The sequence below is a fragment of the Thioalkalivibrio sp. AKL17 genome, assembly GCF_000377885.1.
In the GTDB taxonomy this organism is placed as follows: Bacteria; Pseudomonadota; Gammaproteobacteria; order Ectothiorhodospirales; family Ectothiorhodospiraceae; genus Thioalkalivibrio; species Thioalkalivibrio halophilus.
In genome coordinates this window covers 23,200-38,765 of the sequence record NZ_KB898769.1, presented here as the reverse complement: position 1 = coordinate 38,765, position 15,566 = coordinate 23,200, and the positions used below count along the sequence as shown (strand labels likewise).

Sequence of the window (15,566 nt, the reverse complement as noted above, 5' to 3'; positions counted from 1 at the left end):
ACGTGAAGCGGATGCCTCGAGTATGACAACTGACCGGAACAATTGCATTACGGAAGTCGCGGATGAAATCCGGCGTCTGGCACAGGCCCGTCTGCACGACGCGCATGCGGTCCTGGGGGCCCACGCCCTTAACCGCCAGACCACCTGCTATCGCGCCTGGTTCCCGCAGGCCGACGAGGTCTGGCTGGTTCCGGAACCCGACGCGCCCCCGGAGCCCATGGACACCACCGACACCCCGGGGCTGTTCGTATGGAAGGGCGCCTCGCGCAAGCTGGCGGAACATCCGGAGCTGCGCTGGCGCCCGTCCGGCCACAAGGAGATCGTCAGCGTCATCGACCCGTGGAGCTTCGCCCCGAACATCCCGGATTTCGACCGCCACCTGTTCGGCGAGGGCCGCCACTGGCACGCCCACCGCATGTTCGGCGCGCACTGCGAAAACCGTGACGGGATCGACGGCGTGCGTTTTGCCGTATGGGCGCCGGCGGCCGAGCGGGTCAGCGTGGTCGGCGACTTCAACCACTGGGACGGACGCTGCCATCCGATGACCGTGCACGGCTCCAGCGGCATCTGGGAGCTGTTCATCCCCGGACTGGGTCCGGAAACCCTGTACAAGTACGAGATCCGCAACCGTGACACCGGCGAGCTGCGTCTGAAGTCCGACCCCTACGCGGCCGCCTACCAGGTACGCCCGGAGACCGCCTCGCGGGTCATCCCGGAGAGCGGTTACGCGTGGAACGACCGCGAGTGGATGGAGAACCGCGACCCCGAGGCCTGGAAACACCGGCCGATGAGCATCTACGAGGTGCATCTGGGGTCCTGGCAGCGCAGCCCCGACGGGGACTGGCCGAACTACGCCGAACTGGCCGAACGCCTGGTGCCTTACGCCCGCGACATGGGCTTCACCCATCTGGAGCTGCTGCCGGTGACCGAACATCCGTTCGACGGCTCCTGGGGTTATCAGTCCACCGGCTTCTTCGCGCCCACCTCGCGTTTCGGCGACCCGGATGACTTCCGCCGCTTCGTCGATACCGCCCATCAGGCCGGTCTGGGGGTGATCCTCGACTGGGTGCCGGGCCATTTCCCGCGCGACGACTTCGCCCTCGCCCGCTTCGACGGCACCGCGCTGTACGAGCACGAGGACCCGCGCCTCGGCGAGCACCGCGAATGGGGCACGCTGATCTTCAACTACGGCCGTCCCGAGGTGCGCAACTTCCTGCTGTCATCGGCGCTGTGCTGGATCGAGGACTTCCACCTCGACGGCCTGCGGGTGGATGCGGTCGCCTCCATGCTCTATCTCGACTACAACCGCGAAGACCACGAGTGGATCCCCAACATCCACGGCGGCAACGAGAACCTGGACGCCATCGAGTTCCTGCGCGACGTCAACGAGACCGTGCAGACCGGCCACCCCGGCGTGGTGATGATCGCCGAGGAATCCACCGCCTGGCCCGGCGTGAGCCGGCCGCCGTCGATGGGCGGGCTGGGCTTCACCATGAAGTGGAACATGGGCTGGATGCACGACACCCTGACGTATTTCGGCATGGACCCGATCCACCGGCGTTACCACCACAGTCAGCTCACGTTCGCGCAGATCTACGCCTATTCGGAGAACTTCCTGCTGCCCTTCTCGCACGACGAGGTCGTCCACGGCAAGCGCAGCCTGCGCGGGCGCATGCCCGGCAACGAGTGGGAGCAGCATGCCAACATGCGCCTGCTGTACGCCTGGCAGTGGCTGTACCCGGGCAAGAAATTGCTGTTCATGGGCCAGGAGTTCGGCCAGGGAACCGAATGGTCGGAGGCCGGGGAGCTGGACTGGTACGTGCTGCAGTATCCGCTGCATCAGGGCCTGCAACAGCTGGTAAAGGACCTCAACGGGGTGTATCGCGAGCAGCCCGCGCTGCACGGTCGCGAGTTCGAGCCCGATGGCTTCGCCTGGCTGAATGCCGACGACGCCGACAATTCGGTGCTCAGCTTCGTGCGCCGGGACGTGGAGGGCCACGAACGCATCGTGATCCTCAACCTGACGCCGGTGGAACGCAGCGCCTACCCGATCCCGAGCCCGCGTTCCGGGACCTGGCGGGTGTTGCTGAACACCGACTCGGAGTTCTACGGCGGGGCATCGCGTGGCCCGCTGCAGTGCGAGGCCACGACCGAGGCGTATCACGGCCAGCCGGCCACCCTCCACGTGGACCTGCCGCCGCTGACCGCACTGCTGCTGGAGCCGACCGGGGGCTGAAGCCCCGCGCAGCGCCGGGGCACGGCCGGGAGGCGTCCGTCAGGACGCCATCCGCGCACGAACCTCCGGCTGCGTCACCGCCTCGCCCAGCCGGGCCTCTATCGGCCCGGCCTCGCGGGTCAGGGCCCCGGACAGGGCGAAACCCGCCAGACGGCCGTTGGCATGGAACTCCATCCGGCGGCCGTCGGCATCGCCCCCCACGAGCACCCACTCACCGGTGGCCGCATCCGCGGCCGATGGCGGGCAGACCTGCATCGGCAGGCTGGTGGTCTTGACCTGCACGGTGCCGGCGTCCGGTTCATAGCGCGCCGTTCCCCCGGCCAGGCGATCGGCGATCACTTCCGCCTGGGCCCGCAGCGTACCCACGTAGGGGCGCAGGACGCCGTCGTATTCGGCGCAGTCCCCGAGGGCGCGGATCGCCGGATCGGAGGTCGCCAGCGTGGCATCCACCCGGATGCCGCGCCCGCAGTCCAGGCCGGCCCCGACAGCCACGTCGATGTTCGGCCGCAAACCGAGGGCGGTAATCACGACGTCCGCTTCCAGGGTCTCGCCACCGGCCAGTTTCAGCCGGGACGCCACGGGACCTTCGCCCGCCGCCGGCAAGGCCTCCAGACAAGCCACCGAGGTCCCGGTGTACAGGGCGATCCCGCGCTGCGCCAGTGCAGCCGCCAGGTCATCCCCCAGCTCGGGCGGCGCGAGCCGCGCCAGCGGGCGCTCGGCCATCTCGATCAGATCCACCGAATAGCCGCCGGCCGCCAGATCATCGGCCAGCTCGCTGCCGACCAGCCCCGCGCCCACGATCGCCACGCGGGCCCCGGGTTGCAGTTCCGCACGCAGCGCGCGGTAGTCATCCAGGGTGTTCACCACCCGCGGCGGGGGTCCGTCGCCCGGAATGTCGAGCCGTATCGGGCTCGCGCCGGTCGCCAGCACCAGATCGCCGTAGGGAATGCCGCCGCGCGGGGTGATCAGGCGCCGGCGTTCACGGTCGATGTCCAGCAGGCGCACGTGCGGCAGCAGCTCGACGCCCAGGCGCGCGGCCCGCGCCACGCCGGATTCCTCCATCAGGTCGTCCGGGTCCACGCCGCGCGCACAGGCCGTGGAGATCCGCGGTTTGGTGTAATAATCGCCGCGATCCCCGGTCACCAGACGAATACTGCGCTCCAGGTCGCGGGCGCGCAGTTCCTCGGCCATCGCCCAGCCGGCCATGCCGCCGCCGACGACCACCACCGCATCCGGGTCGTCCGCCAGCGGGGTGCGCCAGGCCTGCGCCGCTTGTGCCTCGACCGGGTCCTCGGCACGCGGCTGCAGGCGGTCGAAATCGGCCTTGGTGACGTTGCAGTCGGGGCAGTACCAGTCGTCCGGGATGTCCTCGAACCGGGTCCCCGGTGGCAGACCCGAGTCCGGGTCGCCCTTCGCCTCGTCGTAGATGTAGCCGCACACGCGGCAGATGTAGCGTCGATATTCGGTTTCGGCTTCAGCAGACATCACGCAACCTCCGGCAGACGGGCGACAATCGCCTCGAACAGCGGGTCCAGCTCCGCGCCCAGCGCATCCAGCTCGGCGCTGCCCCACGGGGCGAACACCTCCGACGGACGCCGCGCCGTTACATGCAGCTGCTCGCCGTCGCTCCAGACATGGATGCGCAGGGGGATGTCGATACCCGCGGGCTTGCAGGCCTCCCACACGCGCAGGGCATATTTCGGGTGAAATACCTCGAGGATACGGTCGACCGGGACCTCGGCCCCGATCATCGCGGCATTGGCCTGGCCGTTGATTTCTCCGGCCACGCGCAGGCCCTGCGCCTCCACGGCCTCCTTCAGGGCCGCCACGGCCGCTTCGGCATCGAGTTTGGTGGTGGTTTCCAGCATGATGTCTCCTCCGGGCGCCGGTCAGTGGGCGTGGATACGCGCCAGCTCCTTGCGCAGGTGCTTGATGGCGGGCGTAACGATGGCCACGAAATAGGATTCGCGCAGCTTGCGCTGGGCGGCCGCGCTGGACAGGTAACCGCGCGCCCCGCTGTGCAGCAGCGCCGACTGCGAGGCCCGCAGCGCCAGTTCCGAACCGGTCAGACGCATCTGCAGCACGTCGGCAAAGAAGGCGTCGCTGGTGTCGAAGGGATCGCGGGCCAGGGCATAGGTCGCCTGGCGTGCGTCTTCCAGGACCTCCTCCAGCTCGCCCGCCTGGTCATCGAGATAGCCGTTCACGTGCGACAGGGTCTCGTTGGCCTCGTGCATGGTGTTGATGCAGCCCTCGATCAGGCCCAGGCCCATGCCCATCTGCAGCAGCACGAAACCGGGACGGATGCGCTGGATGTACTCCGGCAGCGGATCCGCCAGCACGTGCTCGTCGGGCACGAACACCCGGTCGAAATGGCAACCGAAGGTGCGCGAGCCCTCCAGGGCGATGAACTCGGGGCACGGAGTCAGGCTGAAGCCGGGGTCGGCGCAGTTGATGACCGCCATCAGCGGACGCGGGTTGTCATCGGTGGTACGGAAGATCGCGCCGAAGTAGTGGTCCTCGCCCAGATTCGACACCCACGGCAGCGCCCCGGACACCACGTAGCCGCCTTCCACACGCTCGGCCGAGAGCTTGAGCTCCTCGATGCTGGCGAACCACTTCATCGGATTGGACAGCGCGGTGGCGCCGAACGCCTCGCCGTTGGCCAGCTTCGGCAGCACCTCGCGCTTGAGCGTGGAGGAATCGCTGTTCTCCACGTACCAGGCGCAGGCGTTCTGGCACCAGGCAACGAAGCCGGTGGTCATGCATTCGGCGGAGATCACCTCCTCGGCGCGGATCGCGGACACCAGGTCCGTGACCCCCGCGGGGTTCTGGCTGGCCAGATGGGCATTGAACGCACCCAGCTGACCCGCCTGATGCAGGAATTCCTCGGGGTAATGGCCGTCACGGTCGATGCGGACGGTGAGCGGGGCAAGCTGCCCCGCCACCAGGTCCCGCAGCCCGTCCTCGGCGTACACCGGTGCGGAGACCGGCGCCACCCCCGTTGCTTGTTCACGGGTCTCGAGCATTACGGGTCTCCTCGGCCTCAGGCCTTTTCCACGGCCACGTTGACCGGGTTGCGCATGGTGTTGGCGACCGGCGACCAGAAGTCGGCGTGCGCCACCAGTTCCTGCAGCTCTTCCTCGCTGGCGTCGCCCTCGAGGTCGACCTTCACGCGGATGTCGGTGAAGCCCAGGCGCTTGGACTTGTCGGTGTCGCCCACGCCCCAGACCGCGGTCACGTTGATGTCACCCTCCAGCGAGAGCTCCAGCTTGGTGAGGGTGATGCCGCGATCGATGGCGTTGGCATGCATCCCCACCGACAGGCAGGCCCCCAGGCTGGCCAGCGCGGCCTCCGAGGGGTTGGGCGCAGTGTCGTCGCCCAGCAGATGCGGGGGCTCGTCGATCACGTGGGCATCGAGGTCACGCACGTAGGTAAGGTTGCGGAACTTGCCCTCGCACACGGTGCGCGCCTTGAGGGTCACGACACTGTCGGGGTTGGACTTGCCCTTGTCGGCGAGCTTGTTCAGCCCGTCCTGGTCGATGGGATCCAGGGCATTCATGGAAATCGTGGTGGTGGCTTCTGCGGTCGACATGATCAGGTCTCCTGACGATTGTTTGGTCACTGCCCGAACCTTTTTGGCCGGGTCGCCAGTCCCGTTGCAGAAGCCGTGCCATGTTGGCCCCGATGGCGCCATGCCGCGGTTTTCGGCCGATCGGCAGTCCATCCGGGGAGATTGCCCTGACCCGCAGTCGGACAAAGCGGACACTTTGTCCGCCCCTTGCACCAACATTGTCGACACAATGCCCCGTTGCACCACGACGAAACGTCGGCCACCGCCACCCGGCGTCACCGCCAGCGCCGGCCCGTGACCCCCGCCTGGTCCCCGCTGATCCGCGTCCTGCAGCCGTTTCACCCCCTCCGGAGCCACCCCGTTTCGCGCCCGGTCCGCCGCCGTTCTGCATCTGGCACGCCTCTTGTAAGGGTTCCTGTGAGCGCGCCGTGAGAACCACGGCCCATCAACGTTCCCGGAAGAGGAGCATCGCCATGGGCGCAGCCATCTCCATCGACTACATCACGCATCACTATCCGAAACAGACGGACCCGACGCTCCAGGACATCGAGCTGACCGTCAGCCCCGGCGAGACCATCGCCCTGATCGGGCAGAGCGGCTGCGGGAAATCCACCCTGCTGCACATGCTCGCGGGCCTGCTGATCCCCAGCGAGGGCGCGGTACGCATCAACGGCCACCAGGTCATCAAGCCCAGCCCGCGCTGGAACATGATGTTCCAGAAGCCCTCGCTCTACCCGTGGATGACCGTGCGCCGCAACGCCTCCCTCGGCCTGATCTTCCAGGGCCGTCAGGAAGGCATGAACAAGCGCGTCGACGCCCTGCTGGAGACGGTGGGCCTGGCCGAAAAGGCCGAGGTCAACGTGCAGTCGCTGTCCGGTGGCCAGCAGCAGCGCGTGGCCCTGGCGCGCAGCCTGGCCACCGACCCGGAACTCCTGCTGCTGGACGAGCCGTTTTCCGCCCTGGATGCGTTCACCAAGACCGAACTGCAGGACGAGGTCGTGCGGCTCTCGCGGGATCGCGGCATCACCGTGGTGTTCGTCACCCATGACATCGAAGAGGCCGTCGCCATGGCCGATCGCGTGGTCGTGATGGGTTCCAACCCGGGCACGCTGCAACACCAGCTCAAGGTGGACCTGCCGCATCCGCGCGACCGCACCAGCCCCGGATTCACCGAACTGAAGGCCGAGCTGATGGAGTTCTTTGGCGCGACGCGTCATCCGGCCTCGCGCCCCGACCCGACCGATGACACGTCGTCATCCGCCGAAGCCCCCGAAGCCGACGATCCCGCCGCATCCGGATCCGCCCCCGCCCGTCGCGCGATTCGCGCGGCCTGAACCGTCCCTAGCCCGTCACCCGAGAGGAACCTCACCATGTGCAACTGTGACAACCACCACCACATCGACGCGGAACTCGACCGCATCCTTGGCGGCAGCCTGTCCCGCCGTACCTTCCTGCGCTCGGCGGCGGCCGGCTCGCTGGTCGCCGGCGCCGGCCTGACCGCCCCGGGCTCGCTGCTCGCCCAGCAACCCGACCTGGGTGGCGTCGACCCCGAAGTGGACGACTTCGACGGCGTCGTCCGCATCGGCTACATCCCCATCACCGACGCCGCGGCCCTGCTGGTCGCGCATTCCGAGGGCTATTTCGAGGACGAAGGCCTGGAGGTGGCCGAACCGCAGCTGATCCGCGGCTGGTCGCCGCTGATCGAATCTTTCGCGGCCAACCGCTTCAACCTGGTCCACCTGCTCAAGCCGATCCCGCTGTGGATGCGCTACCAGAACGACTTCCCGGCCAAGATCATGTCCTGGGCCCACACCAACGGCTCGGCGGTGGTCACCGGGCGTCACGTGGAGGTCAACGACTTCTCCGACATGGGTGGCATGAGCGTGGCCGTGCCCTACTGGTACTCCATGCACAACGTCGTCATGCAGATGGCCCTGCGCGACGCCGGCCTGAAGCCGGTCATCAAGGATCAGGGCGACGATCTGGCACCGGACGAGGTCAACCTGATGCTGATGCCGCCGCCGGACATGCCGCCGGCCCTGGCTGCGCGTTCGATCGACGCCTTCATCGTCGCCGAGCCCTTCAACGCCGCCGGCGAGATGCTGGCCCACGGCAATCTGCTGCGCTTCACCGGCGACATCTGGAAGAACCACCCCTGCTGCGTGGTGTGCATGAACGAGACGCTCACCGACCGCCAGCCGGAATGGACGCAGAAGACCATGAACGCCGTGGTCCGCGCCCAGGGGCATATTCAGGACAACAAGAAGGAGGTCGCCCACCTGCTGTCGCGTGACGGCAAGGGCTATCTGCCGATGCCGTCCGGGGTGGTGGAACGCGCGATGACCAACTACGCCGACGACAGCACCTACATCGACTCCGGCGCGATCCGCCACGCCGACTGGGGCAACGGCCGCATCGACTTCTCCCCGTGGCCCTACCCGTCGGCGACGAAGATGCTGGTCGGGGCGATGAACGAGACCCTGGTCGGCGGCGACACCACCTTCCTGCAGGGCCTGGACCCGCAGGAAGTGGCCGATGACCTGGTCAACTACGAGTTCGTCGAGAAGGCCATGGAGAAATACACCGCCTGGCACAACGCACCCGGCGTGGACATGGATTCGCCGTTTGCCCGCGAGGAGATCGTACAGCTATGAACCGTGACGCGACATTCGACCTGCCGGCCACCCCCGGGGAGTGGGGGTGGGCCTCGCTGCGCACCGCCAATCACCTGCGTCGGGCGCTGCAGTATCCGGTACTGGGCATCGCCGGACTGCTCGCCCTGTGGTGGTGGGGTGGCTGGCTGATCGCCAACAACCCCGACACCATGGCGTTCGCCAGCTTCGCCCCCGGGCCCACGCTGACCGCCTTCTGGGACATCGTGAGTTCCGGGCAGGTGTGGTCGCCGATCGAATCCAGCCTGCACCGGGTCGGCTTCGGCCTGCTCTACGCGATCCTGATCGGGGTCCCGCTGGGGGTGATGATCGGCTATTTCAACGTGCTGCGCGAAACCACCCACGTGCCGTTCCAGTTCCTGCGCATGATCTCGCCCCTGGCGTGGATGCCGATCGCGGTGCTGGCCTTCGCCACCTGGGATGCGGCGATCATCTTCCTGATCGCCATCGCCGCGGTCTGGCCGATCACCTACGCCACCGCACACGGGGTGCAGCGCATCGATCCGATGTGGCTGAAGGTCGGCTCCAACCTGGGCGCCAACCCCTACCACACGCTGCGCTACATCGTGATGCCCGCGATCGCCCAGGACGTGTTCGCCGGCATCCGCCTGGCCGTCGGCGTGGCCTGGATCGTACTGGTGCCGGCGGAATACCTGGGCGTGACCTCGGGACTCGGCTACGCCATCAACGATGCCCGCGACACGCTCGAGTACGACAAGCTGGCGGCCTTCGTACTGGTGATCGGCCTGATCGGCTATATGCTGGACGCCATCTGCGTGCGGCTGATCCGGCGCAGCAGCTACCACGCCGAAAGCTGAACCACCCCCTTCCTCCCTGCTCCCTCCATCTGCCCGGCCGTTCGCGGCCGGGCCTTTTTCCCTTTCCACCTGCACCGCCGAAGCACGGATATCGCAGGATTGCACCATTCGCGTGCATTACGGGGCCCCACCGCCGGACCAACCGGGCGCTGCATGGCGCCGTGCCCGGCTCCCTGACACTGGCAGGGTTTCTGCATGTCCACCGGGCATGAACGACACCGCCACCGAAGACCGCACCGACCAGGCGACCCGCGAGCAGGAGATCACCCTGCTGCTGGAGGTCGCCCGGCTGATGGGCCGTTCGCGCGACCCGGACGCCGCCATCTACCGCATCCTCGGCATGATGTCCCAGCTGCTGGGGCTCAACCGCGGCCGGGTCCTGCTGCCCGACCCGGACAGCGGACAGCTGAAGATCCGGCATGCCTACGGCCTGACCGACGCCGAACGCGAGCGCGGCAGCTACTCGCTGGGCGAGGGCGTGACCGGCCGGGTGATGAAGACCGGACAGATCGCGCTGATCCAGGACATCGACAACGAGCCGGAATATCTCGCCCGGGCGGTCGATCGCGCCACCCTGCCGCAGGAGACCGTGGCGTATATCGGGGTCCCCATCGTGCAGGACGAACAGCCGATCGGCGTACTCGGCGTCCACCGTCTGCGCCGGCGCTCGCGCCAGTTCCAGGACGATCTCAACGTGCTGCGCGTTGTCGCCTCCATGATCGGCCAGGTCCTGCGCATCAACCAGCTGATCGCCGAACGCACGGCCGAACTGGTCTCGGAAAACCGCTACCTCAAGAGCGCCCTCGACACCCAGGGGGCGAAATACGGAATCCTCGGCGAGAGCCCCGCCCTGCGCAGCGTCCTCAAGCAGGTCCACCGCATCGCCGACACCCAGGCCACGGTGCTGATCACCGGCGACTCCGGGACCGGCAAGGAAAAGATCGCGCGCATGATCCACCGGATCAGCCAGCGCAACGCGCGACCGTTCATCTCCCTGAACTGTGCCGCGATCCCGGCCGACCTGCTGGAATCGGAACTGTTCGGCCACGAGAAAGGGGCCTTCACGGGGGCCTCCAGCGCCAAGACCGGCAAGATCGCCCTGGCCGACGGCGGCACCCTGTTCCTCGACGAGATCGGCGACATGCCGGAGGCGCTGCAGTCCAAGATCCTGCGCGTGCTGCAGGAACGGGTCGTGCAGCCGATCGGGGGATCGCGCGACATCCCGGTGGACGTGCGCGTGGTCGCCGCCACCCACAAGGACCTGCAGAAAGCGGTCAATGCCGGGGAATTCCGGCTCGATCTGTTCTACCGCCTCAACGTGATCCCGCTGCACATGCCCGCGCTGCGCGATCGCGCCAGCGACATTCGCCTGCTCTCACGGCACTTTCTCGACCGTTACACCCACGTCCATGGCTGGAACGTGGTCCTGGACGACGGGGTGATGGAGCGTCTGGAGACCTTCGACTGGCCGGGCAACATCCGCCAGCTGGAGAACGTGCTGGAACGCGCGGTGCTGCTCTCCAGCGAGGGCCGCATCGGCACCGCCCTGATCGACGAGATCCTGCACGAAGAATCGCGCATCAGCCCGGGGCTGCACGCCAGCGGTCCCGCCGCTTCCCCGCAACCGGACGCCGCACCATCGCCGGACACCCCGGCCTTTCCCGGCACGCACGGCAACGAGGCGCACTCCGACGGGGCGGCCGGCCCCGGCATCGTCCGCCCCTACCGCCGCGTGCACGCCTCCGAGGCCGACCAGCTGCGGGACGCCATCGAACGCAGCGGCGGCAACAAGACCCGTGCCGCCATGGACCTGGGCCTCACCCCGCGCCAGCTGCGCTACCGCCTGAAGAAACTGGGACTGGCCTGAGACCCCGGTGCGGACATTGTCGACACTTTGTCCGCACCGGGAGCGGACAAAGTGTCCGCCTCACCCGACCCGTGCTCCCGTACGGCCGTCCCGGAGCGGATCCGGTGAACGGCGTCCAGCTGGCACGGGATCTGCAGAGCATTGGGTGGCAACACTGATCCGACACCAACCGGGAGGCCACCATGACCCTCAGCAAGACCGAAATGACCGCCACCATCCTCGAAGCCAAGGAGAGCCGGTCCGCGACCTGGGCCGGCATCGCCGAGGCCACCGGCCTGCACGAGGTCTACGTGACCTCGGCCTGCTACGGCATGAATCACCTCGACGCCGAGGCGGCCGACCGGCTCACCGCGTTTCTCGACCTGGGCCCCGACGTGTCGAAGGCCCTGCAGGCGTTCCCGCACAAGCACTGGGACAAGACCATCCCGACCGACCCGGTGATCTACCGCTTCTACGAGGCAATCAACGTGTACGGTGACACCATGAAGGCGCTGATCCACGAAAAGTTCGGCGACGGCATCATGAGCGCCATCGACTTCACCATGGACATCGACAAGGTCGAGGACCCGAAGGGGGATCGGGTGAAGATCACCTGGAACGGCAAGTTCCTGCCCTACAAGAGCTGGTGAACACCGGCCACTCGCCCCCTTGCCCGCCCGTGGCCGTGGCCCGGGCGGGGCTCTGCCAGCCTTTCCTCCCTGCCCTCCCTGCATTTCCCTGCCCCTCGCGGGCACGAAAGGTTCCCGAATCAAACCGTTGTCTGCACGTACGAGCATCCACTGCCCGGTTCGTAGTAGGCTGACCGGCATGCAATGGTTGCCCCGCACCCTCGTCCTGGCCGTGATGCTGCTCCCGTCCCTCCCGGGCGCGGTCGCCGGCGCTCCGGATGGGGCCACGACGGTGGACATCGGTGTGCTCGCGGTGCGCGAGGCAAGTGCAGCCGAGGCCCGCTGGCAACCGACCGCGGACTACCTGACCGAGGCCGTCGGCGAGGATTTCGGCGTCCATTTCCGCATGCGGGCGATGAACTACCCCGAGCTGGAAGACGCGGCTGCGGGGGAAGAGATCGATTTCGTTCTCACCAATACCGGGCACTACGTCCAGCTGGAATACGCCCACGGCATCAGCCGCCTGACCACACTGATCGCGTCACACGAAGGCGAACCGGTCCGGCTGTTCGGCGGCGTCATCTTCACGCGCGCCGACCGCGACGACATCACCGCGCTGGAGGACATCGCCGGCCAGCACCTGTTCGCGGTGCAGGAAGGTTCGCTGGGTGGCTGGCATGCCGGGCACGAGGCCCTGCTGGATGCCGGCGTGGATCCGCGCGAGGATCTCGCCGAACTGACTTTCACCGACATGCCACATGACCGCGTGGTCGAGGCCGTGCTCGACGGCCGCGCGGACGCCGGCACGGTCCGCACCGGCGTGCTCGACCGCATGGCCGGGGCCGGGGCGTTCGAACCCGGCGAGCTGCGGGTGCTGGAACCGCGCGACACCCCCGGCTTTCCGTTCGAGCACACCACCCGCCTGTTCCCGGAATGGCCGTTCTCGCGCATGGAACATGCCGACGAAGCCCTGGCCAACGCGGTGACCGTGGCCCTGCTGGAGATGCCGGAGGGTCACCCGGCAAGCGGGGCCGGCGAATATTTCGGCTGGGCCGCGCCCCTGTCCTACGCCCCGGCACATGACCTGCTGGAACGTCTGGGCGCCCCGCCCTACGAACGCAACCCGGCCCTGGACCCGCTGCTCTACTGGCGCGAGAACCCGGCGGTCACCATCGCCTTGCTGCTGGGGCTGCTGGCGCTGATGGCTGCGGCGACCATGCGCTACCACCGGATCAACCGTGACCTCGGGCGCGAGGTGCAGCAGCGCCGCGAGGCCGAGACCCGCCTGCGCCGGCACGAGGCGGAGCTGGCGCATCGCGCCAGCCACGATCCGCTGACCGACCTGCCCAACCGGGTGCTGCTGACCCAGCGCATGCGTTCGGCGATCAACACCAGTGCCGAAGATGGCGGGCGGGTCGCGATCCTGTTCCTGGATCTCGACCGTTTCAAGACCATCAACGACAGCCTCGGTCACCAGGTCGGCGACGAACTCCTGAAGATCCTCGCCGACAGGCTCAAGGACCGGGTACGGGCCAACACCATCGCCCGCCTGGGCGGCGACGAGTTCATCGTCCTGCTGGACGATGTCGAATCGCTGGAGGCCCTCGAGGAGCGGGCCCGGGAGATCCTGGCGGTGATCGCCGAGCCCTTCGCGGTGGGCGGGTGGCGCTCGCTGCAGGTCGGAGGCTCGCTGGGGATCACTCTGTTCCCCGATAACGGCGGGTCGCCCGAGGCCCTGATCACCCAGGCGGACGCGGCCATGTACCGCGCCAAGGCCCAGGGCCGCAACACCTACAGCTTCTACAGCGAGGACCTCACCGCCGCCGCCAGCGAGCGCCTGGAGACCGAAAATCATCTGCGCGAGGCCCTGAAGAACGGCCATCTCGAGGTGTTCTACCAGCCGCAGATCGACCTGCGCGAACGCCGCGTGTCCGGGGTCGAGGCGCTGGTACGCTGGCGCGACCCGGACAAGGGGCTGATCTCGCCCGGACGCTTCATCCCGGTGGCCGAGGAAACCGGCCTGATCAGCCCGCTGGGCGAGTTCGTCCTGCGCGAGGCCTGCCGCCAGGTGGTGGAATGGGACCGGCAGGGCCTGCCGGAGCTGTCACTGGCGGTGAACCTCTCGGCCCACCAGATGAACGACCCCGCACTGGTCGCGCGCGTGCGCGAGGTGCTGGATTCCACCGGGATGGACCCCGGGCGTCTGGTGCTGGAGATGACCGAAACCACCCTGATCCAGGCCGAGGGCTCGCGCGAGGTCCTGCTGCAGCTGAAGGGCCTGGGCGTGGCGCTGGCCATCGACGACTTCGGCACCGGGTACTCCTCGCTGGCCTACCTCAAGCGCTTCAACATCGACTGGCTCAAGATCGACCGGGCCTTCGTCCAGGATCTGCCGCACGACCCCAACGATGCCGAACTGACCGTAACCATCATCAACATGGCCCACAACCTGGGGCTGGAAGTGCTGGCCGAGGGGGTCGAGACCGAAGACCAGCGCAGCTTCCTCCAGACCCGCTACTGCGATGCCTGGCAGGGCTTTCTGTGCAGCCCGCCGGTCCCGGCGAACGAGCTGCCGCAGCTGCTGGAAGACTGCGAGGGCGGGGTGGCCGCCGCCGGCGTCCCGCGCTGAGGAAAACGCCGAGGGACTCGCCGAAACCCGGGTCGGCGCCGGTCAGCGGGCAAAATCCGCCAGATGCACCGGCTGGCGACGCGGCCCCCAGTCCCCCGGCCGCGCCTCGAACACCCCGGCGACGGCCGCCCCGCAGGCATTGCAGCAGCCATCGGCGGTGAGGTTCCAGTCCGACAGCCGGTACCAGTCGCGCCCGATCAGCCGTTGCCCGCAGGAAGGACACCAGGTGCTCTGCCCGTCGCGGTCGTGCACGTTCCCCGTATACACGTGATGCAGCCCCCGCTCGCGGGCGATGTTGCGCGCCCGTTGCAGGGTCTCCGGCGGCGTGCGCGGATGGTCGGTCATGCGGAAATCGGGGTGGAAGGCGGTGAAGTGCATGGGCACTTCCGGACCCAGATGCCGGTACACCCAGTCGGCCATCGCCACGATCTCGGGATCGCTGTCGTTCTCTCCGGGGATCAGCAGGGTGGTGATCTCGGTCCACACGTCGGTCTCGTGTACCAGCCATTCCAGGGTATCCAGCACCGGCTGCAGATGCGCGCCGGTCAGGCGGTGGTAGAAGCGCTCGGTAAATGCCTTGAGATCCACGTTGGCCGCATCCATCGCGGAGAAGAACTCGCCGCGCGCGGCCTCGGTGATGTAGCCCGCGGTGACCGCCACCGTGCGGATCCCGCGCGCACGACAGGCCGCCGCCACGTCGATCGCGTATTCGTGGAAGATCACCGGATCGTTGTAGGTGAACGCCACCGAGCGGCATTCCAGCTCCTCGGCCGCCCGCGCGATGGTCTCCGGATCCGCCCGGTCGGCCAGGGTATCGACCTCGCGCGACTTGCTGATGTCCCAGTTCTGGCAGAACTTGCAGGCCAGGTTGCAGCCGGCGGTCCCGAACGACAGCACCGGCGTCCCGGGCAGGAAATGGTTCAGCGGTTTCTTCTCGATCGGATCCACGCAGTAACCGGAAGAGCGCCCGTAGCTGGTCAGCACGACCTCGTCGTCCAGCCGGGCGCGCACGAAACAGGCGCCGCGCTGCCCCTCCTTCAGCTTGCAGAAACGCGGGCACAGATCGCACTGCACACGGCCATCGTCGAGGGCGTGCCAATAGCGGGTGGACACCGTGAAGGCGTCATGCTGCGGGGTATCGGTGGTACGGCTCATACCCTTGAAT

The 15,566-nt window shown here is 67.8% G+C and carries 12 protein-coding genes; 7 read left to right on the top strand and 5 right to left on the bottom strand.

What is annotated here, in order from left to right; all coding sequences use genetic code 11:
* Positions 1 to 22 precede the first annotated feature (22 nt).
* Positions 23 to 2,236: a 1,4-alpha-glucan branching protein GlgB gene (glgB, locus tag D577_RS0111740; RefSeq protein WP_018947664.1), complete on the top strand. Its 2,214-nt coding sequence runs from the start codon at positions 23 to 25 to the stop codon at positions 2,234 to 2,236.
* A gap of 39 nt (positions 2,237 to 2,275) precedes the next feature.
* On the opposite strand, the gene D577_RS0111735 is transcribed toward glgB, so the two are convergent.
* The 4 genes from D577_RS0111735 to D577_RS0111720 are packed head-to-tail and all read right to left on the bottom strand — an operon-like array spanning position 2,276 to position 5,828.
* The gene (locus tag D577_RS0111735; RefSeq protein WP_018947663.1) at positions 2,276 to 3,721 is read right to left on the bottom strand and encodes an FAD-dependent oxidoreductase; all 1,446 of its coding nucleotides are present in this window, start codon (positions 3,719 to 3,721) and stop codon (positions 2,276 to 2,278) included.
* Positions 3,721 to 4,104, bottom strand: a complete 384-nt coding sequence (locus D577_RS0111730) for a DUF302 domain-containing protein (RefSeq protein ID WP_018947662.1) — start codon at positions 4,102 to 4,104, stop codon at positions 3,721 to 3,723. The genes D577_RS0111735 and D577_RS0111730 overlap by 1 nt, the downstream gene beginning before the upstream one ends.
* A 21-nt stretch (positions 4,105 to 4,125) precedes the next feature.
* Complete coding sequence (locus D577_RS0111725) at positions 4,126 to 5,262, bottom strand: acyl-CoA dehydrogenase family protein (protein ID WP_018947661.1); 1,137 nt, start codon at positions 5,260 to 5,262, stop codon at positions 4,126 to 4,128.
* A gap of 17 nt (positions 5,263 to 5,279) precedes the next feature.
* Positions 5,280 to 5,828, bottom strand: coding sequence for an OsmC family protein (locus tag D577_RS0111720; RefSeq protein ID WP_018947660.1), 549 nt, complete (start codon positions 5,826 to 5,828; stop codon positions 5,280 to 5,282).
* A gap of 452 nt (positions 5,829 to 6,280) precedes the next feature.
* Between D577_RS0111720 and D577_RS0111715 the strand changes: the two genes are divergently transcribed.
* The 6 genes from D577_RS0111715 to D577_RS0111690 all read left to right on the top strand — a co-directional run bounded on the left by D577_RS0111715 (position 6,281) and on the right by D577_RS0111690 (position 14,401).
* Positions 6,281 to 7,141: an ABC transporter ATP-binding protein gene (locus D577_RS0111715; protein ID WP_018947659.1), complete on the top strand. Its 861-nt coding sequence runs from the start codon at positions 6,281 to 6,283 to the stop codon at positions 7,139 to 7,141.
* A gap of 36 nt (positions 7,142 to 7,177) precedes the next feature.
* Positions 7,178 to 8,461 carry an ABC transporter substrate-binding protein gene (locus D577_RS0111710; protein WP_018947658.1) on the top strand — a complete coding sequence of 428 codons (1,284 nt, stop codon included), beginning with the start codon at positions 7,178 to 7,180 and terminating at the stop codon, positions 8,459 to 8,461.
* A complete protein-coding gene (locus tag D577_RS0111705; RefSeq protein ID WP_018947657.1) occupies positions 8,458 to 9,297 on the top strand; it encodes an ABC transporter permease in 840 nt (279 codons plus the stop codon). The genes D577_RS0111710 and D577_RS0111705 overlap by 4 nt, the downstream gene beginning before the upstream one ends.
* Before the next feature lie 208 nt (positions 9,298 to 9,505).
* Positions 9,506 to 11,164: a sigma-54-dependent Fis family transcriptional regulator gene (locus D577_RS0111700; protein ID WP_018947656.1), complete on the top strand. Its 1,659-nt coding sequence runs from the start codon at positions 9,506 to 9,508 to the stop codon at positions 11,162 to 11,164.
* A gap of 182 nt (positions 11,165 to 11,346) precedes the next feature.
* Complete coding sequence (gene cynS, locus D577_RS0111695; protein ID WP_018947655.1) at positions 11,347 to 11,793, top strand: cyanase; 447 nt, start codon at positions 11,347 to 11,349, stop codon at positions 11,791 to 11,793.
* Positions 11,794 to 11,971: 178 nt separating this feature from the next.
* Positions 11,972 to 14,401, top strand: coding sequence for an EAL domain-containing protein (locus D577_RS0111690; protein ID WP_018947654.1), 2,430 nt, complete (start codon positions 11,972 to 11,974; stop codon positions 14,399 to 14,401).
* A 42-nt stretch (positions 14,402 to 14,443) separates the two neighbouring features.
* On the opposite strand, the gene amrS is transcribed toward D577_RS0111690, so the two are convergent.
* The gene (gene amrS / locus D577_RS0111685; protein WP_018947653.1) at positions 14,444 to 15,556 is read right to left on the bottom strand and encodes an AmmeMemoRadiSam system radical SAM enzyme; all 1,113 of its coding nucleotides are present in this window, start codon (positions 15,554 to 15,556) and stop codon (positions 14,444 to 14,446) included.
* Positions 15,557 to 15,566: the final 10 nt, after the last annotated feature.